Below are 22,638 nucleotides of genomic sequence, written 5' to 3'. Positions count from 1 at the left end.
CCGGGCCTGAATCACCTCGATCAGCGGAGTCCGAGCGTAAGCCAGGCGGCCATCTGGTCGGCGTACTGCTGGCTGATGGCCTCCTCGGCGGCCCGGTTGTCGCCGACGGCCGGGTCCGCGTCGGAGCCTTCGCGCATCAGCAGATGGTCGTGGCCGGCGACGCGGTGCACGGTCAGCTCCGCCGACGAGGCTCGCCGCCACGCCGCGATGCTGTCGTCGATCGGCATCCAGCTGTCGGTCTCGCCGTAGAACAGCAGCGTCGGGCAGCGCACCCCGGCGAAGATCCCGGTCGGATCCAGGTCCATGTCCCGCCAGCCGCCGCCGGCAGACGGCAACTCGCGGGGCACGTACGCCAGCGGGAACCAGGGGCGGTCCGCGTACCGGTCGACGAGCGCCTGCGCCGTCGGACGGTCCAGCTGCCCCCGCTGGTACGCCTCCCACCCGGTGCGCAGCTCGGCCAGGCCGGTCAGCTCGGTGTCGCCGTACCCGTGCCGGCGCAGCTGCTCGGCGGTGCCGTGCCGCATCTGCGCCGCCGGTGACACCCCGCACGAGGACACCAGGATCTGGAAGGTGAACAGCTCCGGATGGTGTGCGGCGGCCATCGGCGCAGCCCAGGCACCCTGGCTCAGCCCCCACAGGCCGAGTCGCACATCGCCGCCGACGATCTCGCGCGCCGTCCTGGCCGCAGCCGCCGCGTCGGCGGCCTGCAACCGCAGCGGTACGTCGCGACCGGGCTCCAACGGTGCCCGACGGTCGTAGCGCAGCACCGCCACACCGTGTGCGGTGAGCACCCGGCCGACGTGGGTGTAGCAACAGTAGGACCGGTGACCGGCCGCCGATCCGTGCACCACGACCACCGCCGCGCGGACCGGACCGTCGGGCAGGTCGACAGTGCCGGGCAACTCGCCGTCGTCGGTCGGGACGACGCACTCGGCCGCGATGATCGCTGCGGGTTCTTGCACCTGCCGCTCCTCTCGTCCGGGGGCTGTCGGGGGTCGACATGGGTTGGATCTAGAAGGATTGTGGTCGGCATACCGGCCAAATCCTTCTAGATCCACTCGGCGTTCCGCGGCGCGCCGGTCGCGGGGCTCGCCGCCGTTCAGGCCTGCGGCCTGCGCCTGTCGCGGGTTCGTAAGAGGTAGCTAACCGCATCGCAACATTCACGGCTCGTTGGCTGTAACACGCCGTCCCTAGGGTCTTCTCTAGTCTATAGAAAAGGGAGTGAGATGACCGCGATGCCAAGCGTGACCCTCGCCCAACCGGTCGACGCCGTCGCCGGGGCCGGGGCACCAGCTGCCCCCGACCTCGCGCCGATGGTGTCGATCGTCGACCTGCACAAGCAGTACCGGACCCCCGAGGGCGACGTGCACGCCGTCCGGGGGATCAGCTTCGACATCGCCCGGGGCGAGTTCGTGACGTTGCTCGGCCCGAGCGGCTGTGGCAAGACCACGATCCTGCGCTCGGTCGCCGGACTGGAGACCCCCACCTCCGGCGAGATATCCATCGGTGGCCGGGTCGTCTACTCGTCCGAGCGGCGCATCCGCCTGACACCGGCCCGACGCCAGATCGGGATGGTGTTCCAGTCGTACGCCATCTGGCCGCACATGTCCGTCTTCGACAACGTCGCCTACCCGCTGCGGCGCCGCCGACTGCCCAAGCCCGAGATCGTCGCCCGGACCACCGAGGTGCTGGAGCAGCTCGGGCTCGCCCACGCCGCGCGACGCTCGGCGACCAAGCTCAGCGGCGGGCAGCAGCAGCGGGTGGCGGTCGCCCGCGCGCTCGTGTCGCGCTCCGAGCTGATCCTGTTCGACGAACCGCTGTCCAACCTCGACGCCAAACTCCGCAAGGAAGTTCGCCAGGAGATCCGCGACCTGCAGCAACGGCTCGGCATCACGGTCCTCTACGTCACCCACGACCAGGAGGAGGCGATGGAGGTCTCGGACCGGATCCTGGTCCTGGAAAGCGGCGAGATCAAGGACCAGGGCACGCCGGCCCGGGTGTACTCGCGCCCCGCCGACGTGTTCGCCGCCAACTTCGTCGGCGAGAGCGAGACCCTCGACGGCCTCATCGTCGAGGCCGACGACGACCACTGGCTGGTGCAGACCCAGATCGGGCGGCTACAGGTGGCCCGACAGCCGCACGACGCCGCTCGGATCTCCGAACCGGTCATGCTCACCGTCCGCCCGGAGCATCTGCAGCTGCGGGAACCGACCCCGGAGACGGCGGCGCAGACCATCGCCGGTGCGGTCCGGTCCACCTCGTTCCTCGGCCCGTTCGCCGAACTGCTCGTCGAGCTGGAGTCCGGCCACCTGGTCACGGCCCGGGTCAGCGGCAGCGCGGGCGCCGCGCCGGGCACCCGGGTCCACGTGCGGATCGAGCCGCACCACATCGTCCTGCTGCCCCACCGCGCGCCAGCCGCCAGCGCCGCGTGAGCGACGCGCCGCCTGACTGATGCGCCGCAACTGCGCGCCGCCTGAGCGACGCGATCCGACCCATCGAGGAGAGACACATGACGTACAACCAGGTGCACCCGAAGAGCCACGCCGTCGAGGTCATCGACCGCACCGAGACGTTGACCAGGCTCAACGACGCACTGGAGATCGACTTCACGAAGACCGCCGTCGTGCAGATCGACATGCACGTACGGCAGATCGACAAGGACTGGTCGTCGTTCCCGCAGAACGTGGCCGACCGGATCCTGCCGAACGCCGCCGCCTTCCTGGACGCCGGCCGCGAGCTCGGGCTGCCGGTCATCCACATCATGGTCTACCAACGCCTGGTCGAGCGTGGCATGCAGCCGCGGACCGCGATCGTGCAGAGCACGGTCGGCCCGGCACGCCGTACGGCCTGGCCCCCCGGCCCGGCTACCACCCGGACGCGCCCGAAGGCTACTTCGAGTGGGACGTGATGCCGATCCTCGGCCCCAAGCCGGGCGACTACATCATCAACACCAAGCGGCAGATGACCAGCAGTTTCCTGTCGACCGACGTGGAGCACCTGATCCGCTGCCTCGGCGTGGACACGTTCTTCGTCGTCGGCATCAACACCAACAACTGTGTCTCCAACTTCTCGTTCGACGCCTACAACCGGATGTGGACACCGGTCATCGTCACCGACTCGGTCGGCTCCACCCACGGCAAGGACCTGCACGAGTTCGCGCTGCAGAACTACCCCCGCACGATCGGCCTGGCGATGTCCTCCGCTGAGGCCCTCGAGCGGCTCACCGCCGCCAAGGCCGCCGCCGGGGCACCGGTGACGGCCGGCGTCTGACGCCCGGCTGCTGCGCGCCAGCTGACTTCCACTCCTCGAAAGGGACATAGATATGCTTACCGGCCCTACCATCGACATCTACGACCGGGCGGAATTCCTCCAGGTCATCAACGACGCCGTCCCGATCGTCCCGGCCCGGTCCGCGGTCGTGACGGTCGAAATGACCCAACGCCGGCTGACCCCCACCGCGCCGTTCCCGCCCGGCGTCCGCGACGAACTGCTCGCCAACACCGAGCAGCTGCTGACGCTGGCCCGCGAGAGCGGGATGGCCGTGATCCACGTACTGTCCGCGCTGCGGCCGGTGGAGACCGAGGCCCGCGCGGCCATGCGGGTCCACCGGGCGTGGGCCGCGATCGGCGAGTCGCCGAGCCCGTACGGACCGGTGCCCGACGAGTCGGTCGACGTGCAGGACGGCACCTTCCAGCCCGACTTCGCGGTCCCGGTCGCCGACAGCGACTACATCATCAAGACCAAGAAGTCGCTGAGCGCCTTCTACCAGACCGACCTGGAATGGCTCACCAAGGCGCTCGGCGTCGACACGCTGATCCTCGCCGGTGCGAACACCAACGCCGACATCCAGTCCACCGCCTACGACGCGAGCTGCAAGGCGTACAAGGTGATCACCGTCGCCGAGTGCGTCGCCACCTGGTTCGGCGAGGACCTGCAGGAGCTGGGTCTGCAGCAGCTCGGTCGCTGCCAGGGCTGGGTCCTGCGGCTGCCGGAACTCGCCGCCAAGCTCGCCTCGGCGTCCACCCCGACGGAGGTGCCGACATGAGACGTCGTACCACGACCACCGTACGGATCGGCGCGCCGTTGGCGGCGCTGTCGCTCGCCCTGGCCGCCTGCGGCGGCGGGTCCGACGAGGCGGCGGCGAACGCACTGCCCGAGGAGCTCGCGGTGGCGTCGACGGTGGACATGACCGACGAGGAGTACGCCACCTACCTGGCCGATCTGGCGGAGGCGTCGAAGGCGGAGGGCGGGCAGCTCAACTACTACTTCAGCGCCCCGGCTGCCGCCGCCGAGAAGCAGATCGACCTGTTCATCGAGGAGTATCCGTGGGTGAAGCTGGAGTACACCTCCGGCGGCACGCTCGAACTGATCGAGCGCATCATCACCGAGAACGCGGCCGGCCGGCCCAGCGCCGACATCATTCAGGGCGGCCCGTTGGAGGACAACACCCTCTGCCGTGACGAGGGCCTGTGCCTGGCGTACGACCCGCGCGGGGAGGGCGGCCTGCCGGCGGACCGGGCCTACCCGGACTGCGTCTGCTCGGTGGCCGACTTCTTCACCTTCCACATCGTCTACAACACCGACAAGGTCACCGCGTCGGAGGCCCCCGCCACCTACGAGGACCTGACCGACCCGAAGTGGAAGGGCCGGTTCGGCATCAACATCGACCAGCTCGACTGGTTCGCCGGGATGCTGGCGCACCTGGGTGAGGAACCCGGCCTGGAGTTGATGGAGGCGATCGCCGCCAACGAACCGGTCGTCTACTCCGGTGCCGACGGCCTGGAGAAGCTCGCGGCCGGGGAGTTCGACGTCGCACTCCCGCAGACCGCGACCCGCACGATCCGGGACCTGATCGTCGCCGGGGCACCGATCGACATCGTCACCACGCCGGTGACCATCGCCCAGCCGGACATGTACTTCGCGCTGGCGGACGCGCCGCACCCGGCCACCGCCCGGCTGTACCTGGAGTGGCTGATGAGCGACGACTGGCAGAACACGGTCGGCGAGGCCGTGGTGAAGATCCCGATCAAGCCGGGAGCGCCGATCCCCTCGTCGGCCGAGGGCATCCTGCAGAGCGAGCTGTTCTTCGAGACCACCGACAACTTCGGTGACTACGACACCCGCGTCGAGCAGCACCAGTCGATCTTCGTGACGGGCTGACCGACATGGTGACCCTTGTGGAAGGCCGTACCCGGCGCGTCACCGGCCTGGTCGACAGCTTCCGCGCCCTGCGGGGGGCGTTGTCCCCCGCGGGGTGGTCTACGGGCTGGTCCTGGTCATCCTGCTGGCCCAGGTGGCGCTGCCGATCGCCATCCTGCTGTACACCAGCGTCAAGGACGCCCGGCCCACCGACGCCGACTTCTTCTCCCTCGAATTCACCCTCGACAACTTCCGGGACGCGTTCGCGTCCGGCCGGCTGCTCAGCGTCACCTGGACCACGGTGCAGTTCGCGGTCGGCTCCACGCTCGTCGCCCTCGCCCTGGGCACCTTCCTGGCCTGGATCGTCGCCCGGACGAACGTGCCGTTGCGCAACGTGGTGGGCGTACTCACGGTCGTCCAGATGGCCGTCCCCGGGATCCTCATCCCGGTGGCCTGGACCTTCCTGGCCAGCCCGAACATCGGTGCCATCAACGTGGCCTGGCGCAACCTGACCGGCACCGACGGCACCCTGTTCAACGTCTACTCCATGGAGGGCCTGATCCTGGTCAACGGGCTCACCATGGTGCCGATGGTCTACCTGTTCGTGGTCACCGTCTTCTCCTCGATGAACTCGTCGTTGGAGGAGGCCGCCGAGGTGTCCGGGGCATCGAAACTGCGGGCGGTACGGGACATCTCGCTGCCGCTCGCCGCACCAGGGATCGCCGCCGTCGCGATCATGGCGTTGATGCGGGCCTGGGAGGCGTTCGAGATCCCCTGGTTCCTCGGCGTCAACGAACGGATCTTCACCTACGCCTCGGAGATCTACCTGCGGACGAGTACGCCGCCGAGCAACGTCGGCCTGGTCAGCACCTACGCCGTCTTCATGCTGGTCGGCGCCGTGGTGATGATCTGGTGGTACGACCGGTTCAACCAGGCGGGGGAGCGGTACGCCGTGATCAGCGGCAAGAACTTCTCCTCGGTCCGGATGGACCTGGGCCGGTGGCGGCTGCCGGTGGCGGCGCTCACCTTCGTCGTGCTGACACTGGTGATCCTGCTTCCGCTGCTGATGCTGCTGTGGATGTCACTCAACCCGTTCTTCCGGCAGGTCAGCTGGGAGTCGCTCAGCTCGCTGTCGTTGGACTCCTACGTGGCCGCCCTGAGCACGCCCAACATCCTGCAGGGTTTCGCCAACAGCCTCCTGGTCGGCGTGCTCGCCAGCGCCGGCGTACTGGTCCTGTCGACCCTGGCGGCGTGGTTCTCCGCCCGGCGGATCGCCGGTGGCCGGCTGCTCTACCTGCTGACCTCGGTGCCGATGGCGCTGCCCAACGTCATCGTCGGCGTGAGCTTCCTGTGGATCTTCCTGATCACGCCGCTGCCGATCTACTCGACGCACTGGGCGCTGGTGATCGCGTACATCACCATCATCATCGCGGTGGTGTCCCGGCTGGTCAGCGCCCGGATGCTGCAGATCAGCTCCGAGCTGGAGGAGGCGGCGCAGGTGGCCGGGGCGAGCTTCGCGCGGGCGATCTGGACGATCGTCGTACCGCTGCTGTCGCCGGCCCTGCTCGCGGGCGCCCTGATCACCATGGTGATGAGCTTCCGCGAACTGCAGACCACCCTCTACCTCGCGGGTCCGCAGACCCGCACCGCGGCGGTCGTCATGTTCGACATGGCCGGCGACGGACAGTTCTCCACCGTGGCGGCCTTCGGCATCGTCACCTTCGGTGTCCTGCTCGTCGGGCTCGTCGGCTACAACCGCCTCAACGCCCGGATGGGACTCGAGGGCGGCCTCTAGGCCGCCCTCGGGCCCCGGGCCCACCCCCTTCACCAACCCTTTTGTGAGGACCTGTGACGACCATCGCTGCGCAACCACTGACCGACCGCGACTACCCGCGGTTCTCCGATGCGGAGTTCGCCCGACGTGACGCCGCGGTCCGGGCCCGGATGGACGCCCTCGACCTGCAACTCGTCGTGGTGTGCGGCCGGGGCGGCCGCGACCCGAACGTGCTGTACCTCAGCGACTGGTGGTCGACCCGGGAGGCCTGGATCCTGTACCCCCGGCACGGCGATCCGACCATGCTGATCCAGCTGTCGAACCATCTGCCGCTGGCCCGTCGGATGGCCCGGTTCCCCGACGTACGGTTCGGCGGCTCGGCACCGACCGGCTCGGTGGACACCGTCCCCACCCTGATCGAATGCCTGCGTGAGCGCGGCGTCACGACCGGCCGGGTGGGCCTGGCCGGCACCATCACCTGGCGGGAGCACGCCCGGCTCACCGAGGCGCTGCCCGGGGTGGAATGGGTCGAGTTCGGCGGCCAGCTGGTGGACCAGCGCCAGATCAAGAGCGACGAGGAGATGCAGCGGCTGATCGCCTCGGCGCGGATGTGCGACGCCTCCGCGTTGGCGATCGCGGAGCAGGCCCGGCCCGGCATGACCGAGCACGAGGTGGCCCGGATCATCGAAGACAGTTACCTGGCCGACGGCGGGATCAACGGCATCCACTTCATGGTCGCGACCCAGATGTCCGACCCGCGCGGCGGTGTGCCCTGCCAGCACCAGGCCGACCGGCGACTGCAGGTCGGTGACGCCCTCGTCGCGGAGCTCAGCACGAACTACGCCGGCTACTCCGCCCAGGTCCTGCGCAGCTACACGATCGGCGCGGACCCGACCCCGCTGTACGCCCGGCTGCACGACGTCGCGCTCGAGGTCTTCGACGCGGTCTGCACGGCGATCCGGCCCGGTGCGACCGTGTCGGACATCCTCGACGCGGCGGAGGTCGCCCAACGGCAGGGCTTCACCATCTACGACGACCTGGTGCACGGCTGCGCCCAGCTACCGGCCATCGTCCGTACCCGGCAGACCTACCGGGGCGAACCCGAGGGCTTCGTGTACCAGGAGGGGATGTGCCTGGTCGTGCAGCCCAACGTGGTGACACCGGACGGCCTCGCCGGGGTCCAGTACGGCGAGATGTTCCGGGTCACCGCGTCCGGACTCGAATCGTTGCACGCGGTGCCCCGCGAGTTCTTCCGGTGCGGCTGACCGCGTGACCACCACCGACAACCAGGGCCGGGCGCAGCGCAGGTCCCTGCGCCAGCGCCTGGTCATCGACGTCACCCCGCTGCGCGAGTCGCCCGACTTCCTGCGGCTGTGGACCGGACACGCCGTGGCGATCCTCGGCACCCAGATGACCCGGGTCGCTGTGCCGTACCAGGTCTACGTGCTGACCGGGTCCACTCTCATGGTGGGCCTGGCCAGCCTGGCCCAGCTGATCCCGCTGATGGTCTGCTCGCTGCTGGGCGGCTCGGTCGCCGACGCCGTCGACCGCCGCCGCCTGCTGGTGGCCACCGAGAGCATGTTGGCGGTCGTCGTCGGCGGCCTGGCCCTGCTGGCCCTGCTCGACCGGCCGCCGATCTGGGCGATCTTCGTCCTGGTGGCGGTCTCGGCCGGGCTGTCGGCGCTGGAGAGCCCGGCTCGCAGTGCCGCCGTGGCCGGCCTGGTCCGCCGGGAGGTGCTGCCGTCGGCCTTCGCGCTGAACCAGACTCTCACCCAGGTCGGCGCGATCGTCGGGCCGGCCGTCGCCGGCGTGATCATCGCCGGGCTCGGGCTGTCCAGCACGTACGCGCTGAACGTCGTCACGTTCCTGGTCTCCATCGCGGTGCTCAGCCGGATGCGGCCGATGCCGCCGGCGCACGCCGTCACCAAGCCGGGGATCCGTTCGGTGGTCGAGGGCCTGACCTACCTGCGGAGCAAGCCCGCGGTGCTGGGCTGTTTCCTCGCCGACCTCAACGCCATGTTCTTCGGGATGCCGCGGGCGCTGTTCCCGGCGATCGCCCTCGGCCAGCTCGGCGGCGACGCGGTGACCGTCGGGCTGCTGCACGCGGCCCCGGGCGCGGGGGCCCTCATCGGTGCCCTCACCTCGGGCTGGGTCGTCGCGGTGACCAGGCAGGGCCGGGCGGTGATCGTGTCGATCGTCGTGTGGGGTCTGGCGATCGCCGGGTTCGGCCTGTCGCACTGGCTGCCGCTGACGCTGGCCCTGCTCATGGTCGCCGGTGCCGCCGACGTCGTCTCGGCGGTGTTCCGCCAGACCGTCCTGCAGCTCAGCGTGCCGGACCACCTGCGGGGCCGGCTCTCCTCGGTCCACATCGGCGTGGTGACCGGGGGACCGTTGCTCGGCGACGCGCGGGCCGGTGCGACGGCGAGCCTGACCAGTCCGGCGTTCGCGATGGTCTCCGGCGGCCTGGCCTGCGCGGTGATCATGGCGTTCCTCGGTTGGCGGCTGACGGCGCTGCGCCGGTGGACGCTCGCCGATGCCGAGATCGACCGCCGGGAGAACGGGAGCTGACGCATGACGGCGTACCCGCACGATCGCCGTGCCACCCGGTCGCCTCGATTCTGTAGAATCGAAGCGTCGCCGGGTGTGCCGAGGGGCGCGCTCCAGGGGGAGAATCGAGGGCAGGACCGTGTCGTTCGCCGGAATCTCGGGGACCGTGCACGAGCGCGTCCGGGACTGGATGCGCTCGGCGATCGTCGACGGCACCCTGAAGCCGGGCTCACGGATCGTTCAGACCGAGATCGCCCAGCTGCTGGGCGTCAGCCCCACCCCGGTCCGCGAAGCAATGCGCGACCTGGCCGCCGAAGGGCTGATCAAGGTCCATGCCCGGAAGGTGGCCACCGTCACCGCCATCGACGCCGCCGAGCTGCGCGACATCCGGCTGCTGCGCGAGACCCTCGAAGGGCTGGCGGCCCGGCTCTGCGCCGAACGGATCACCGAGGCGGAGCTGAACAAGGCCGAACGGATGCAGGAAGAGATGGAACGCGACCCGGACCTCGGCAAGTACGTCGAGCTCAACCGGGCGTTCCACCTCTATCTGTACGACGCCGCCCGGTCACCCCGGCTCACCCAGATGCTGCTGTCGCTGCGTACCGCCACACCGGGGATGCTCTCGGTCGCCTTCATGCGGTCGAAGGAACGCCGCCTCGACGGCCTCGACGAGCACCGGCGCTTCCTGAAAGCCTGCCGCGACCGGGACCTCGACGCCGCCGAGGCGATCTTCCGGACCCACTCGTCCGTCGCCTTCCACGAGATGGAAGCCTTCCTGGAGAACCGGCCGATCGACTGAACCACCGGCGGGCCCACCATCGGGGGGCCGACCGGTGAGCGACCCGGACCGCCGCCCGCCCCGCAACCGGCTGGCCGTCGCCGTACCCCCGCTGTTGGTGTTCTTCAACCCGCTCACCCAGCTCGCGTACATCCCGATCTCGGTCGGCCTGGGGCGCAGCCTCGACCTCAGCCCGGCCCAGATCGGCATCACCATCGGCGCGCACAGTGTGGCCACCGCTGCCGCCGGCGTGTTCACCGGACCGCTGCTCGACCTCGTCCCGGTACGCCGGATCCTGCTCCCCGGGATGCTCGTCAACGCCGTCGTGTCGATCCTGCTGTGCCTGTACCAGAGCTACGCCGTCCTCACCGCCGGTCGGCTGCTCACCGGATTCGCCAGCGGCGCGGTCGCGCTCTGTGGCCAGGCACTCGTCGCCGACCTCACCCAGGGCGACCCGAAGGCCCGCGACCGGGGCTACTCACTGTTGCAGACCTTCGTCAGCATGGGAGCCGCGTCGGCGCTCGCGCTCGGCGCGTTCGCCGCCTCCCTGGACCGGCCGGTCCTCGTCTTCGCCGTCGGCGCGGTCTACGCCAGTGTCCTGCTCGGCGTCGTGGTCGTGGCCCGACTCGGCCGCGACCGCCCACCCGCCGCTTACGCACCCGACCTGCCGGTACGCCGCCGGATCGGGCTGACCCTGCGGTCGATCGGCCGGATGCTGGCGCAGCACCGGCGGCGCTGGCTGATCCTGTCCAGCATCGGGATCGGACTGGTGATGCAGGGCAGCCACTTCGGTGTCAGCGTGCTGCTCGACCGGCTCGCCGACGACATGAGCACCCTGGAACGGGTCGGCGTGTCGATCCTCATCCCCTGCGGCGTCTTCACCGGCAGCTTCATCAACCGGATGTCGCTGCGGCGGATCACCCGCGAGCAGCTGTTCACCCGGCTGTACCTGGTCATCCCGTTCGCGGCAGCCGCCTACGCGGTGGTGGCGCTCGCGGCACTGCACGTCGGTGCCGTCGCCCTGACCCTCGTGCTGCTCGGCACCTGCCTGGGTGCCCTGATGCCGCTGTCCATCGCGATCAGCGTCAACTGGAACCCGGAGCTGCGCGCGACAGCCGCCGCCACCGAAGCCCTCTCCCGCAGCGTCGGGCAGACCACCGGCCCGATCGCGGTCGGCGCGCTGGTCGCCGTCGGCGGTGTCGGCACCGTCGGCGTGGTCGTCTTCGGCGCGACCCTGCTCGGGCTCGCCGCCTCCCGCTACATCTTCACCGCCCGGCCCGCTCCACCCGGCTGATCCAGGCGGACCACTACTGCGGCAGAGCAGTATTCCTCCAGGGAATAATTATTCCCTGGAGGAATACTGTCCGACCGGTTCACCGGCCGCACCCGACGCTTGACAGATTCTGACCCGTGCGCGCCGAGAAAGTTGTTGGTCCACGGCTGCCTGCGTCCTCCAGCACACGTCCGGCACTTTGGCCGGCAGGTGACGTGAGGCGAGGTGGCGAGATGATCTACACGAGTTCCGGTGTCGGGTCGGCGCGGCGGTGGATCCGGTGGTGGCCGGCGGCGACAGCCGTCACAGCGGTGGCCCTGGGCGGGCTGCTGCTGCTGGCATTGGTCGCCTGCGGCTCAGGCACCGGCCGGCTCAGCGGACATCCGGACGCTGCCGACGCGACCGGGTCGGCCGGACTCGGCGGCGCGCCGGCCGCGACCGGCTCGAGCGGCGAGCCGCAGACCGGCGACGACGACGGTGGTGCGGAGCACGATCCGGGCGGCAGCGGCGGGGACAGCAGCGGGGACGGCGGCGACGGTGGGCCCGAGGTGACGGCGGCAGCCGAGGACTGCGTCGGCTACGACCCGGCGAACCTGACCATCCAGCAGCAGGGCGACGCCTGGCTGATGCGCGACGGCAACCACGCCATCAAGAACTTCGCCACTAAGGTCGACGCCGAGGACGGGGTCAAGGTGGCCCGCAACTGGACGCGAATCTGCTACATCGGCCGGGGCAACGACCGCCCCGACCGGCACCGCTACATCATCACCTACTTCCAGGACCCGTCCGGGCTGCCGTTCGGCCCCGCTCCGCACTTCGACTGCATCCCGTACGACCCGGCGGAGCTGGCGGTGCACGGACCCGACGGCGACGGCTGGGGGCTGCGGGCCGCGGCCACCCCGCTGCTCTTTCTCGCGAGCGCGGCCGACGCCGAACGGGCCCGGCTCGTCGCCAGCGGCAACAGGCAGCTCTGCGTCATCGGGCAGGGCAACGGGATGCCCGACCCGGCCCGCTACCAGCTGGAGCATTGGCGACAGTAAAGGTGGCACCTGGACCGTGCCGCCTAGCATCACCGGTATGGACGACCGGACCGTCGTGGCCGCGCTGGTTGCCGGTGACCCGCGCGGCCTCGACGGTGCGTACCGGGCGTACGCCGACCGGCTGTTCACGTACTGCCGGTTTCTGCTGCGTGACGCCGACGCGGCGGCCGACGCGGTGCACGACACGTTCGTCCTGGCCGGGCAGCGGGCGGCGCAGCTGCGCGACCCGGACCGGCTGCGCCCGTGGCTGTACGCCATCGCCCGCAACGAGTGCCTGCGGGTGATGCGTGGCCGACAGCGGCACCTGCCACTGGAGGAGGCCGGCCAGCTGCCGGCGGCGTCGGTCGACCCGGTCACCGGGCTGAGCGCCGAGCAGATCCGCGAGCTGGTCTGGGCCGCCGCCGCCGGGCTCAATCCCGGCGACCGGCAGGTCTTCGAGCTGTCCATCCGGCACGAGCTGTCCGCCGCCGAGGTCGGTGCGGTGCTCGGCGTCTCCGACAGCCACGCGCACGCCCGGCTGTCCCGGGTGCGGGCCCAGCTCGAACGGGCCGTCGGCGCACTGTTGGTGGCCCGGACCGGTACCGCCGACTGCGCCGATCTGGCCGGGCTGCTGCGCGGCTGGGACGGCACCCTCACGGTGCTGCTGCGCAAACGGGTCAGCCGGCACGTCGACGGCTGCACCACCTGCGCCGACCGGCGCCGGCAGCAGGTGCACCCGGCGGCGCTGTTCTCCGCGTACGCGACGCTGCCGTTGCTCGCCGTACCGGCAGATCTCTGGCCCCGACTGGTGTCGACCCACACCGACCCGGCCGAGGCGGCGGCCCGTGCCCGGATCGACCGCCGGGCGGGCCGATTCGACCCGGCGACCGGGTTTCCCCGCCGGTCGCCCGGGCCGCCCGGCCGGCGGACGACCGCGGTCGTGGCGGCGGCCGGAGTGCTGGCGTTGCTGCTCGGCGGTGCCGTCATGGTGCCCCGGCTCGGCGCGGTCGACGACACTGCGCGGTCAGCGCCCGAGCCGCCACCGACGCTGGCCGCTCCGGTGTCGGCGGCGCCGACCAGCACCGCCGGGCCGACCAGTTCGGCGGTGCCGACGGCCTCGGCACCGCCCACCAGCCTGCCGCCGAGCGGTGGTCCGCGTCCGTCGGATCCGGCGCCACCAGCGCCGCCATTGACCGTTGCGGCCGAGGTGACGGTCACCTGCACCGGATCCAGCCGGTACCGGCTGCGGGTGGTCGCCACCGTGGCCGGTGGCCTCGCCGAGTCGGCGGTGCTCACCTGGACCGCTGGTGGGGGCGACCCGTCGCCGTCGTCGAACGCCGGCCCGACGACCGCACCGACGTCCGGGTCCGGTCCGGGTGGGCCCGGTGGCCTCGTCGCCCCGGGTTCGCAGCCCGCCCGAGGCGGCGAGGTGACGATGACCGTCACGGGTGAGACGGTGACCGGCCAGGTCGAGCAGGTGGCCGTTGCGGCGGTGACCTGGCGGGTCACCGTCGTCGACGGCGACGGGCGACAGGCCGGTGCCGGGCCGTACCCGGTCACCAACCCGTGCCCGCCGCCGGGCTGACCGGGCGCGCTGCGCCGAGCTGACCGGCCGCGCTGCGCCGAGTTGACCGGGCGCGCGGACTGTGACCGACCTCCTGCCCGGTCGACGGCACGTCGGTCGAACCGGCAGGATGTCCGGCATGCAGCGCACCCCCGACGGCGGACCTGACACCACCGACCCGGCGTCCGTGTACCACCGGGTCGGCACGGAGAGCGACGTGCCGGCGGTCCTCGCCCTGATCGACGACGCGGTGCGCTGGCTGGCCGAACAGGGCCGGACCGGGCAGTGGGGGACCGAGCCGCAGTCGACGAATCCGCGGCGGATCGCCATGGTCACCGGCTGGGCCAGGGAGAGCGGGCTGGTGCTGGCCTGCGTACCCGGCGACGGCGAGCGGGTCGTCGGGGCGCTCGCCGTCGGCGTGGCCCGGTCCTACGTCCCCCCGGTCAACGAACCCGAGCTGTACGTGAACCTGCTGGTCACCGACCGTGGTTGGGCCGGTCGTGGGATCGGCGGGGCGCTGCTGGACGAGGCCCGGCGGATCGCCGTCGACCGGCGGGCGACCCTGCTGCGGGTCGACTGCTACGCCGGTGGCGACCGGGCGCTGGTGCGCTACTACGAGCGGGCCGGGTTCACCGCCGCCGAGCCGTTCACCATCGACCAGCCCGGCGGCCCGTGGCCGGGGCAGATTCTCAGCCAGCGGATCCGCTGACGAACCCGCCGGCGCGCTGGCCGTCCAGCGATCAGGTCCTCCCGGTTGAGGACCCCGATCCGGTACGCCAGCCGGCCGGGTCGACCCCGCCCGGCACCGCCGATGCCGGTTCGTATGGCCCCCGGGTCAGTATCAGCGTGCCGAGGTCGAGATGGTCGACCGCGCCGGTCGCGTCGCGGACCACCCGCAACGTCTCGCCGGCGTAGAAGCCGTCGATTCCGGCCCAGGTGTCGTCGCCGTTGGAGCGGAAGCGGGTGCCCCGACCCGCCTTGCCGATCGGGGTGAGCTGCAGCGTGCCGTCGCCCAGCAGCCGGATCGCCACCGGCCGTGGACCCCAGTACCACGGCCCGGTCAGGTCGAGCAGCGTCAGGTCGACGCCTGCTGCCGGCCGCCACGGTGGCGGGATCGCCGGCTCCCGGTCGGCGACAATCTTCACCAGGTCGGCGGCAATGTCGTCGACCTGTGGCCCACTGGTGACGTTGGCCAGCACGATCGCGGCGACGTCGGAGTCAGGGCAGGTCCACAGCGCGGTGACGAAACCCGGCACCGAGCCGGTGTGCCCGGCCAACGTGAGCCCCTCGTGCCGCAGCAGCTGCATACCCAGGCCGTACCCGTAATCGGGGTCTGCGCTCTCCGGCGGCGAGGCGGCGGTCCGCATCATCGTCAGTGCCTCGGTGGAGAGCACCCGCGGATTCCCATCGAGGAGGAACGTCGCGAACCGGCTGAGGTCGGCGACGGTGGACCACAGCTGTCCCGCCGGGGCGACGAGGCCGTAGTCCTCGGTCGGCTCGGGCAGCAGCACGTCCGCCCATGGATGCACAGCCCAGCCGGCGGCCACCCGGCGGGGCGGCGCGACCCCGGTGTCGGCCATGCCGAGCGGGCCGAGCACGTCGGCACGCAACGCATCCCCCCAGGGCCGGCCGCGTAGCCGCTCGACCAGTTGACCGAGCAGGGCGTACCCGGGGTTGGAGTATCGGTGCCAGTGCCCGGCCGGCCACCGGTCCTGCGCGGTGCCGAGCACGTCGGACAGGTCGGGCCGTAGCGTGCCGGGGGTCCGTTCCCACCACGGACCGGGCGGTTCGGCGGGCAGCCCGGCGGTGTGCGCCAGCAGCTGCGCGACTGTCGCCTCGACGCCACAGCCGGGCAGATGCCGTCCGATCGGGTCGGTCAGCTCGAGTAGCCCATCGTCGCGCAGCCGCAGCACCTGGACCGCGGTGAAGGTCTTGCTGAGCGAACCGATCCGGTAGCCGGTCGATGTGTGTGGCGACGCGCCGTCGACCTCGCCACGGGTGGCGGTCCAGACCGGTCCGGTGCTGCGGACCACGGCCGCGACCATCGACGGGGCGCGGCCGTCGGCCTGGCCAGTGGCGATCCGGTGCAGCAACGCCCGGCGGGTCTGCGGCAGCAGATCGGCGTCCATGCCCGCCATTGTGCCCGGCGTGGCCGGTCGCGGTGCCCCCGATCGGGGCCGCTTCGTGGCATGGTGAGCCGATGGAGACTGCAGATCCCGCGCGGGCACCCGAGGGTGCGCCGCCCTGGCTGGCCCGTCCGGTGGCGGTGCTCGGCGGTGTCGTCGCCGGACAGTTGCTGCTGGCCCGCAGCGACCGGGCGGCGGTGATCCTGACCAGCCTGTTGGCGTACCCGACGGGTTTCGAGTTCGAGATCAGCGCGATCCTGCGGGTCGCGGACCCGGACGGGCACGCTGGGCCACCCCGGCCGCGGACCCCGGTCGAGGGGGTCGGCGGGTTGCAGGTGATGGTCCGGTTCGCCGACGGTACGTCGTTGAGCAGCCTGCACCGGGATCCGCCGCCGGACGACCGGGAACCGACCGGACCGCTGCTGGTGCCGGTCGTGGCCAGCAGCGACCAGCAGCGGCACGACGCCCGGTTCTGGGTGTGGCCGCTGCCGCCGGAAGGCCCAGTCACAGTGGAGTGTGCCTGGCCGGCGCGCGACGTCGCGCACAGTCGGGTGGAGGTCTCCGGGGCGCTGATCCGGCAGGCGGCGGCCGGTGCCGTCGAGCTGTGGCCGGCAGCGCCGCAGTAGATCTGCATCGGGTGGCGGCGCCGCTGCAAGGTTTCAGTCCGGCAGCAGTGGGGCGGCGGGGCCGAGGTCGCGGCCGAGCAGCACCGCGCGGTCGACCGCGCGGGAGCCGAAGCGGTCCCGGACCGCGTCGAGCGCGGCGTCCAGGTTCTCCCGCCGGGTCGTCCCGGTCGGCGATTCGCCGCCGTCCGGCGTACCGGTCTGCTCCAGCGGCAGGGCCAGTTGGGTGGCGTGCCCGTCGTCGAGGTTGCCGACCGAGACGCCGACCAGGGTGAGCCCGCGTTCGCCGATGATCGGTGCGGCGGCGGCCAGCAGCTGCCGGGCGGCGCCGAGGATGACGTCGGTCTGCGCGGTGGCCCGGGGCAGGGTGTGCGCCCGGGTGGCCTTGGTGAAGTCGCCGAAGCGCAACCGCAGGGTCACCGTCCGGCCGGTCCGGCCGGCGGCCCGCATCCGCCGGCCGACCCGGTCGACCAGCCCGGCGAGGATCGCGTCGACGTCGGTCAATTCTCGACTGGCCCGGCCGAGCGCCTGCTGGGAGCCGATGGAGCCGCGTCGGCCGCCGGTCTGCACCCGGCGGGGGTCCCGATTGTGGGCGAGGGCGTGCAGGTGTCGGCCGGCGGCCGCGCCGACGATGCTGACCAGCGCCGCTTCCCCGAGGCCGGCCACCCGACCGACCGTGGTGATGCCGCGTTCGCGTAGTTTGCCGGCGGTGACCGGGCCGACGCCCCAGAGTCGTTCGACCGGCAGCGGATGCAGGAACGCCAGCTCCTCGCCGGGCGGCACGACCAGTAGCCCGTCCGGTTTGGCGACGCCGCTGGCGACCTTGGCGAGGAACTTGGTGCGCGCCACCCCGACGGTGATCGGCAGTCCGACCTGGTCGCGGACCGCGACCCGCAGCCGGGCGGCGATGTCGGCCGGCGCTCCCGCGAGCCGGCGCAGCCCGCCGACGTCGAGGAACGCCTCGTCGATGGAGAGCGGCTCGACAAGCGGGGTGGTCTGCCGGAACACCTCGAACACCGCCCGGCTGGCCGCCGTGTAGGCCGCCATCCGGGGCGGCACCACCACTGCCTCCGGGCAGATCAGCCGGGCTCGCTGCCCCGGCATCGCAGTCCGTACGCCGCGAGCCTTGGCCTCGTAGCTGGCCGCCAGCACCACGCCGGCACCGACGATCACCGGCCGCCCGCGCAGCCGGGGGTCGTCGCGCTGCTCGACCGAGGCGTAGAAGGCGTCCAGGTCGGCGTGCAGGATGTTGGCCTCACCCGCCACCGCGCCATCATCGCACAGATGTTCGACCAACCCGGGCTGACCTGTCCGTACGGCCGAGGTCCGCGGTGACTACTCCGGGACGAGGCGGTAGGCGCCGTCGCTGGCCGAGGTGGCCATCGAGGCGTACGCCCGCAGCGCCGCCGACACCGGCCGGTCCCGGTCGACCGGGGTGTACGGGCGGTCCCGCTTCTCCTGGGCGATCCGGCGGGCCTGCAGCACCTCGTCGGGCACGTTGAGCTCGAGCTTGCGGGCCGGGATGTCGATGACGATCTCGTCACCGGGCTCGACCAGGGCGATCAGCCCACCGGAGGCTGCCTCGGGGGAGGCGTGCCCGATGGACAGCCCGGAGGTGCCGCCGGAGAACCGGCCGTCGGTGATCAGCGCGCAGGCCCGGCCGAGACCACGGCCCTTGAGGAACGATGTGGGGTAGAGCATCTCCTGCATGCCCGGCCCGCCCTTGGGTCCTTCGTAGCGGACGACGACCACGTCACCGGCGACCACCTCGCCGGCGAGGATCGCCGAGACGGTGTCCTCCTGTGACTCGTACACCTTGGCCGGGCCACGGAACGTCAGGCAGTCGTCGGGCACCCCGGCGGTCTTGACCACCGCGCCCTGCGGGGCCAGGTTGCCGTGCAGGATCGCCAGGCCGCCGTCGGCGGAGTAGGCGTGCGCCACGTCCCGGATGCAGCCCTGCGCCGCGTCGGTGTCCAGGCTGGACCAGCGGTTCGTGGTGGAGAACGGTTCGGTGGTACGCACCCCACCGGGCGCGGCGTGGAACAGCTCGACCGCCTCCGGGATCGGCGAGCCGCCCCGGATGTCCCAGTCGGCCAGCCACTTGTCCAGCGACGGCGAGTGCACCGCGTGCACGTCGCGGCGCAGCGCGCCGGCCCGGTCCAGCTCGCCGAGCAGCGCCGGGATGCCACCGGCCCGGTGCACGTCCTCCATGTGGTACTTCGGTGTGTTCGGCGCGACCTTCGACAGGCAGGGCACCCGACGGGAGATGGCGTCGATGTCGGCGACGCCGAAGTCGAGCTCCGCCTCGCGGGCGGCCGCCAGCAGGTGCAGCACGGTGTTGGTGGAGCCACCCATCGCCACGTCCAGGGCGACCGCGTTCTCGAACGCCGCCCGGCTGGCCACCGAGCGGGGCAGCACCGAGGCGTCGTCGCCGTCGTACCACCGCTTGGCGATCTCCACGACGGTCCGGCCGGCCTCGACGAACAGCGACCGCCGCGCGGCGTGGGTGGCCAGCACCGACCCGTTGCCCGGCAGCGCCAGCCCGACCGCCTCGGTCAGGCAGTTCATCGAGTTGGCGGTGAACATGCCGGAGCAGGAGCCGCAGGTCGGGCAGGCGGAGCGCTCGATGGTGTCGAGCTGGGCGTCGGTGACGGCGTCGTTCGACGCGGCGATCATCGCGTCGATCAGGTCGAGCTTGGCGTGCACCACGCCCTCGACGGCGACGGTCTTGCCGGCCTCCATCGGGCCGCCGGAGACGAACACGGTCGGGATGTTGAGCCGCAGCGCGGCGAGCAACATGCCCGGGGTGATCTTGTCGCAGTTGGAGATGCAGACCAGCGCGTCGGCGCAGTGGGCGTTGACCATGTACTCGACGGCGTCGGCGATCAACTCCCGGCTGGGCAGCGAGTAGAGCATGCCGCCGTGGCCCATGGCGATGCCGTCGTCGACGGCGATCGTGTTGAACTCGCGGCCGACCCCGCCGGCCTCGGCGATCGAATCGGCGACCAGACCGCCGAGGTCCTTGAGGTGTACGTGGCCGGGCACGAACTGGGTGAAGCTGTTGGCGATGGCCACGATCGGCTTACCGAAGTCGTCGTCGGTCATCCCGGTGGCCCGCCAGAGGGCCCGGGCACCGGCCATCGTCCGACCGTGCGTGGAGGTCTTCGACCGCAGCTCAGGCATTCGCCAAGTGTTACACCACGGTTGCCGCGTCGGCCCGGCCAGCCGTGGCGCGTTTCACGTGTCGGGATGTTTGCCGGCCGGCGGGCCGACCCCGGCACCACGGCGCGACACCGATCCGGCACAGTTGTGGCGTGCACCTCCCCCCGGGCATGCAGGCGCTCGCATTGGCGAGCGGGGTGGCGGCTGCGCTCGGCACGGTGTGGCTGTTCGTCGCCGGCCGCCGGCTGACCGGGGCGCTGCGGCAGGCGTACCGGCTCGTCGTGCTCGGTGCCGGCGGGTTCACCGCGACCGTGCTGGTCGCCCTGGTCGCGGTGGTGACGCTGGTCGGCGAAGGGGAGCGGTACGAGGCCCAGCGCGCGCTGCTCGGCACCGGTGTCGCGGTCGGCGGTGCGGTCAGCGGGCTGGTGCTGGCCTGGGGGCTGTTGCGGCTGCCGGCGCCCGGGCGTCCGACGCCGACGCTGCGGCATCTGCTGGACTGCCTCGCGGTCGGCGCCGCGCTGTGGTTCACCGGCTGGGTCCTGGTGGTCGAGCCGACCCGGCTGCTCGGCCCGGCCACCCCGGCCACACCCGGGGGGTTGCTGCTGAGCCTGGCCACGCTCGCGGCGATCGGCGGTGTCACGGTGGTGAGCACGCTGCAGGTGACCGGGGCGGGCGACGACGGGCCGGTGCTCAGCGGCGTCGGTGCGCTCGTCGTCGGGTTCGCCGCGACCGGCGTGGCCGTCGGGGCGGGTTCCGCCGGCTCCGGCCTGGTGTCGGCCAGCGCGGCGGTGCTACCGGTGGGGCTGCTGTTGCTGTGCCTCGGCGCCGCGCGGGCGGGGCGGCGCGGCGTGGACGCCGCCACGGCGCCGGTCCGCCGGGGGTCCGGTTACGTGTTCCTGCCGATGGTGGTGATCGCCGCCGCCGGTCTCTACCACACGCTGCGCGGCGGGGTGTTCAGCCCGCTGGCCGTGCTGGTCGGCTGCCTGGAGGGGTTCGTCCTGGTCGCCCGGCAGTACGTGGCCCTGCTCGACGTGCGCCGCTACGCCGACCAGCTGGCCAACCGCGAGGCGCACTACCGCAACCTGGCGCACACCGATCCGCTGACCGGCCTGGCCAACCGTCGGGCGCTGCTGCGTGAGCTGTACGACTGGGTCGCCGACGCGCGGCCCGGTAGGCTGATCGCCCTGGACCTGGACGGCTTCAAGACGGTCAACGACATGCAGGGCCACGACGTCGGCGACGCCGTGCTGATCGAGGTCGGCCGGCGGCTCGCGGCAGAGGTGGGTGGTGTCGGGGTCGCCGCCCGGCTCGGCGGTGACGAGTTCGCCGTCCTTCTGCCGGTGGCCGACGCGGAGGCGGCGCACCGCCTCGGTGCCCGGCTGCTGGCCGTGCTCAACGAGCCGTACCCGCACGACAAGGGGCCGATCTACGTCTCGGCGAGTATCGGCATGGCGTGCCGGTCGACCGCCCCGGACGTGCCGACGCTGCTGCGCAACGCCGATCTGGCGTTGCGGGCGGCGAAGCAGCGGGGCAAGAACCGGGTGGAGCAGTACGACGTCTCCTACGACCAGGCCCAGCGGCGGCGGACCCTGCTGGAGCACGAGATGCGCGGGGCGATCGACCGCGACGAGCTGCGGTTGGCCTTCCAACCGGTGGTGGCGGTGCCGTCGGTGCGTCCGGTCGGTGCCGAGGCGTTGATCCGTTGGCACCATCCTGAGCTGGGCCGGGTGCCGCCGGACGAGTTCATTCCGCTCGCCGAGGAGTGCGGGATGATCAACCGGTTGGGTGCCTGGGTGCTCGACGAGGCGTGCCGGCAGTTGGCCCGCTGGCTGGCCGAGGGGCACGACGTGTGGGTGTCGGTGAACGTCTCGCCGCACGAGCTGCACGCGCCGGCGTACGTCCTGCAGGTCGACGAGGCGCTGCGGCGGCACCGGGTGCCGCCGCAGCGGTTGGTGCTGGAGGTGACCGAGCACGCGGTCGCCCGGGACTTGGCCGAGCTGATCCGTCGGTTGACGGCGCTGCGGGCCACCGGCGTACGGATCGCCCTGGACGATTTCGGTGCCGGCTACTCGTCGCTCGGGCAGCTGCGCAACCTGCCGATCGACATCCTCAAGATCGATCACAGCCTGGTGGCGGAGCAGGGGCGGCCGGTGGCGCCACCGCCCGGTCGGCGGGCGTTCGCGCCGATGGTGGACGTGGTGATGCGGCTCGGCCACCAGCTGGGCCTGGAGGTGATCGCCGAGGGGGTGACGAACCAGGCGGAGCTGGCGGTGGTGGTGGATGCCGGCTGCCGGTTCGGCCAGGGCGCGCTGTTCGGTTGGGGGGTGCCGGCCGAGCATCTGGAGGCGATGCTGGCGGCGGCGACGTCCGTCGGCGGCCGGCGTCGGGAGGTGCCGTCGTCGCGTACGGAATCGGGATCCGTCGGCCGGTCGGCCACGTCGTCGCAGCCCACCGGCGTTGGCCCGACACCGTCGGCCCAGGATGTGAGATCAGTTGACTCATCGCGTGAGATGCGTCAGGCTTAGCCCCATGTCGCTGACTCTGTCGTCTCGAGTACTTACCTGAGCGCACTCTCCCCGCGAGAGTGCGCTGGCCCCGTGCATCTGCACGAGGGCCGTTTTTATTGCCGTACC

General features: G+C 71.8%; 19 protein-coding genes. 15 read left to right on the top strand and 4 right to left on the bottom strand.

Translation table 11 applies throughout. From position 1 onward, the window contains the following. Positions 1-20: 20 nt before the first annotated feature. Positions 21-962 carry an alpha/beta fold hydrolase gene (locus ACN28F_RS07325; protein ID WP_289207302.1) on the bottom strand — a complete coding sequence of 314 codons (942 nt, stop codon included), beginning with the start codon at positions 960-962 and terminating at the stop codon, positions 21-23. A 264-nt stretch (positions 963-1,226) separates the two neighbouring features. Here ACN28F_RS07325 and ACN28F_RS07320 point away from each other — a divergent pair, with 264 nt between their 5' ends. The 13 genes from ACN28F_RS07320 to ACN28F_RS07260 all read left to right on the top strand — a co-directional run bounded on the left by ACN28F_RS07320 (position 1,227) and on the right by ACN28F_RS07260 (position 14,803). Then, positions 1,227-2,432: an ABC transporter ATP-binding protein gene (locus ACN28F_RS07320; RefSeq protein ID WP_421357292.1), complete on the top strand. Its 1,206-nt coding sequence runs from the start codon at positions 1,227-1,229 to the stop codon at positions 2,430-2,432. Between the two features lie 77 nt (positions 2,433-2,509). Next, positions 2,510-2,908, top strand: coding sequence for a hypothetical protein (locus tag ACN28F_RS07315; RefSeq protein ID WP_421357291.1), 399 nt, complete (start codon positions 2,510-2,512; stop codon positions 2,906-2,908). Beyond that, positions 2,908-3,270, top strand: coding sequence for a cysteine hydrolase family protein (locus ACN28F_RS07310; RefSeq protein ID WP_421357290.1), 363 nt, complete (start codon positions 2,908-2,910; stop codon positions 3,268-3,270). Before ACN28F_RS07315 ends, ACN28F_RS07310 begins: the two co-directional genes overlap by 1 nt. Before the next feature lie 52 nt (positions 3,271-3,322). Continuing rightward, complete coding sequence (locus tag ACN28F_RS07305) at positions 3,323-4,045, top strand: cysteine hydrolase family protein (RefSeq protein ID WP_421357289.1); 723 nt, start codon at positions 3,323-3,325, stop codon at positions 4,043-4,045. Next, the gene (locus tag ACN28F_RS07300; protein ID WP_289207298.1) at positions 4,042-5,160 is read left to right on the top strand and encodes an ABC transporter substrate-binding protein; all 1,119 of its coding nucleotides are present in this window, start codon (positions 4,042-4,044) and stop codon (positions 5,158-5,160) included. Before ACN28F_RS07305 ends, ACN28F_RS07300 begins: the two co-directional genes overlap by 4 nt. Positions 5,161-5,254: 94 nt before the next feature. Further along, complete coding sequence (locus ACN28F_RS07295) at positions 5,255-6,934, top strand: ABC transporter permease (RefSeq protein WP_421357288.1); 1,680 nt, start codon at positions 5,255-5,257, stop codon at positions 6,932-6,934. A 53-nt stretch (positions 6,935-6,987) separates the two neighbouring features. Then, positions 6,988-8,178: a M24 family metallopeptidase gene (locus ACN28F_RS07290; RefSeq protein ID WP_289207296.1), complete on the top strand. Its 1,191-nt coding sequence runs from the start codon at positions 6,988-6,990 to the stop codon at positions 8,176-8,178. 4 nt (positions 8,179-8,182) lie between these two features. Further along, a complete protein-coding gene (locus ACN28F_RS07285) occupies positions 8,183-9,481 on the top strand; it encodes an MFS transporter (RefSeq protein ID WP_421357287.1) in 1,299 nt (432 codons plus the stop codon). A 145-nt stretch (positions 9,482-9,626) separates the two neighbouring features. Next, complete coding sequence (locus tag ACN28F_RS07280; protein ID WP_421357286.1) at positions 9,627-10,259, top strand: GntR family transcriptional regulator; 633 nt, start codon at positions 9,627-9,629, stop codon at positions 10,257-10,259. A gap of 34 nt (positions 10,260-10,293) precedes the next feature. Next, positions 10,294-11,532 (top strand): MFS transporter, encoded by a 1,239-nt coding sequence (locus tag ACN28F_RS07275; protein ID WP_421357285.1) that lies wholly within the window; start codon positions 10,294-10,296, stop codon positions 11,530-11,532. A gap of 212 nt (positions 11,533-11,744) precedes the next feature. Continuing rightward, positions 11,745-12,551 carry a hypothetical protein gene (locus ACN28F_RS07270; RefSeq protein ID WP_421357284.1) on the top strand — a complete coding sequence of 269 codons (807 nt, stop codon included), beginning with the start codon at positions 11,745-11,747 and terminating at the stop codon, positions 12,549-12,551. Between the two features lie 37 nt (positions 12,552-12,588). Next, positions 12,589-14,115, top strand: a complete 1,527-nt coding sequence (locus ACN28F_RS07265) for an RNA polymerase sigma factor (protein ID WP_289207291.1) — start codon at positions 12,589-12,591, stop codon at positions 14,113-14,115. Positions 14,116-14,233: 118 nt separating this feature from the next. After that, positions 14,234-14,803, top strand: coding sequence for a GNAT family N-acetyltransferase (locus tag ACN28F_RS07260; protein ID WP_289207290.1), 570 nt, complete (start codon positions 14,234-14,236; stop codon positions 14,801-14,803). 31 nt (positions 14,804-14,834) lie between these two features. Here the strand turns inward: ACN28F_RS07260 and ACN28F_RS07255 are convergent, their stop codons facing one another. Continuing rightward, positions 14,835-16,223 (bottom strand): serine hydrolase domain-containing protein, encoded by a 1,389-nt coding sequence (locus tag ACN28F_RS07255; RefSeq protein WP_421357283.1) that lies wholly within the window; start codon positions 16,221-16,223, stop codon positions 14,835-14,837. Positions 16,224-16,294: 71 nt separating this feature from the next. On the opposite strand from ACN28F_RS07255, the gene ACN28F_RS07250 reads away from it, so the two are divergent. Next, positions 16,295-16,846, top strand: a complete 552-nt coding sequence (locus ACN28F_RS07250) for a hypothetical protein (protein ID WP_421357282.1) — start codon at positions 16,295-16,297, stop codon at positions 16,844-16,846. A gap of 33 nt (positions 16,847-16,879) precedes the next feature. Here the strand turns inward: ACN28F_RS07250 and dinB are convergent, their stop codons facing one another. Together dinB and ilvD are read right to left on the bottom strand one after the other, a co-directional pair. Beyond that, positions 16,880-18,109, bottom strand: coding sequence for a DNA polymerase IV (dinB, locus tag ACN28F_RS07245; protein ID WP_289207287.1), 1,230 nt, complete (start codon positions 18,107-18,109; stop codon positions 16,880-16,882). 69 nt (positions 18,110-18,178) lie between these two features. Beyond that, on the bottom strand, positions 18,179-20,026 hold the full coding sequence (gene ilvD, locus ACN28F_RS07240; RefSeq protein WP_289207286.1) for a dihydroxy-acid dehydratase: 1,848 nt from the start codon (positions 20,024-20,026) through the stop codon (positions 18,179-18,181). A gap of 131 nt (positions 20,027-20,157) precedes the next feature. Here ilvD and ACN28F_RS07235 point away from each other — a divergent pair, with 131 nt between their 5' ends. Beyond that, positions 20,158-22,530, top strand: coding sequence for a putative bifunctional diguanylate cyclase/phosphodiesterase (locus ACN28F_RS07235; RefSeq protein WP_289207285.1), 2,373 nt, complete (start codon positions 20,158-20,160; stop codon positions 22,528-22,530). Positions 22,531-22,638: the final 108 nt, after the last annotated feature.

This window comes from Solwaraspora sp. WMMA2101, from assembly GCF_049179175.1.
Classification (GTDB): Bacteria; Actinomycetota; Actinomycetes; order Mycobacteriales; family Micromonosporaceae; genus Micromonospora_E.
This window is presented reverse-complemented; position numbering and strand designations above follow the sequence as displayed.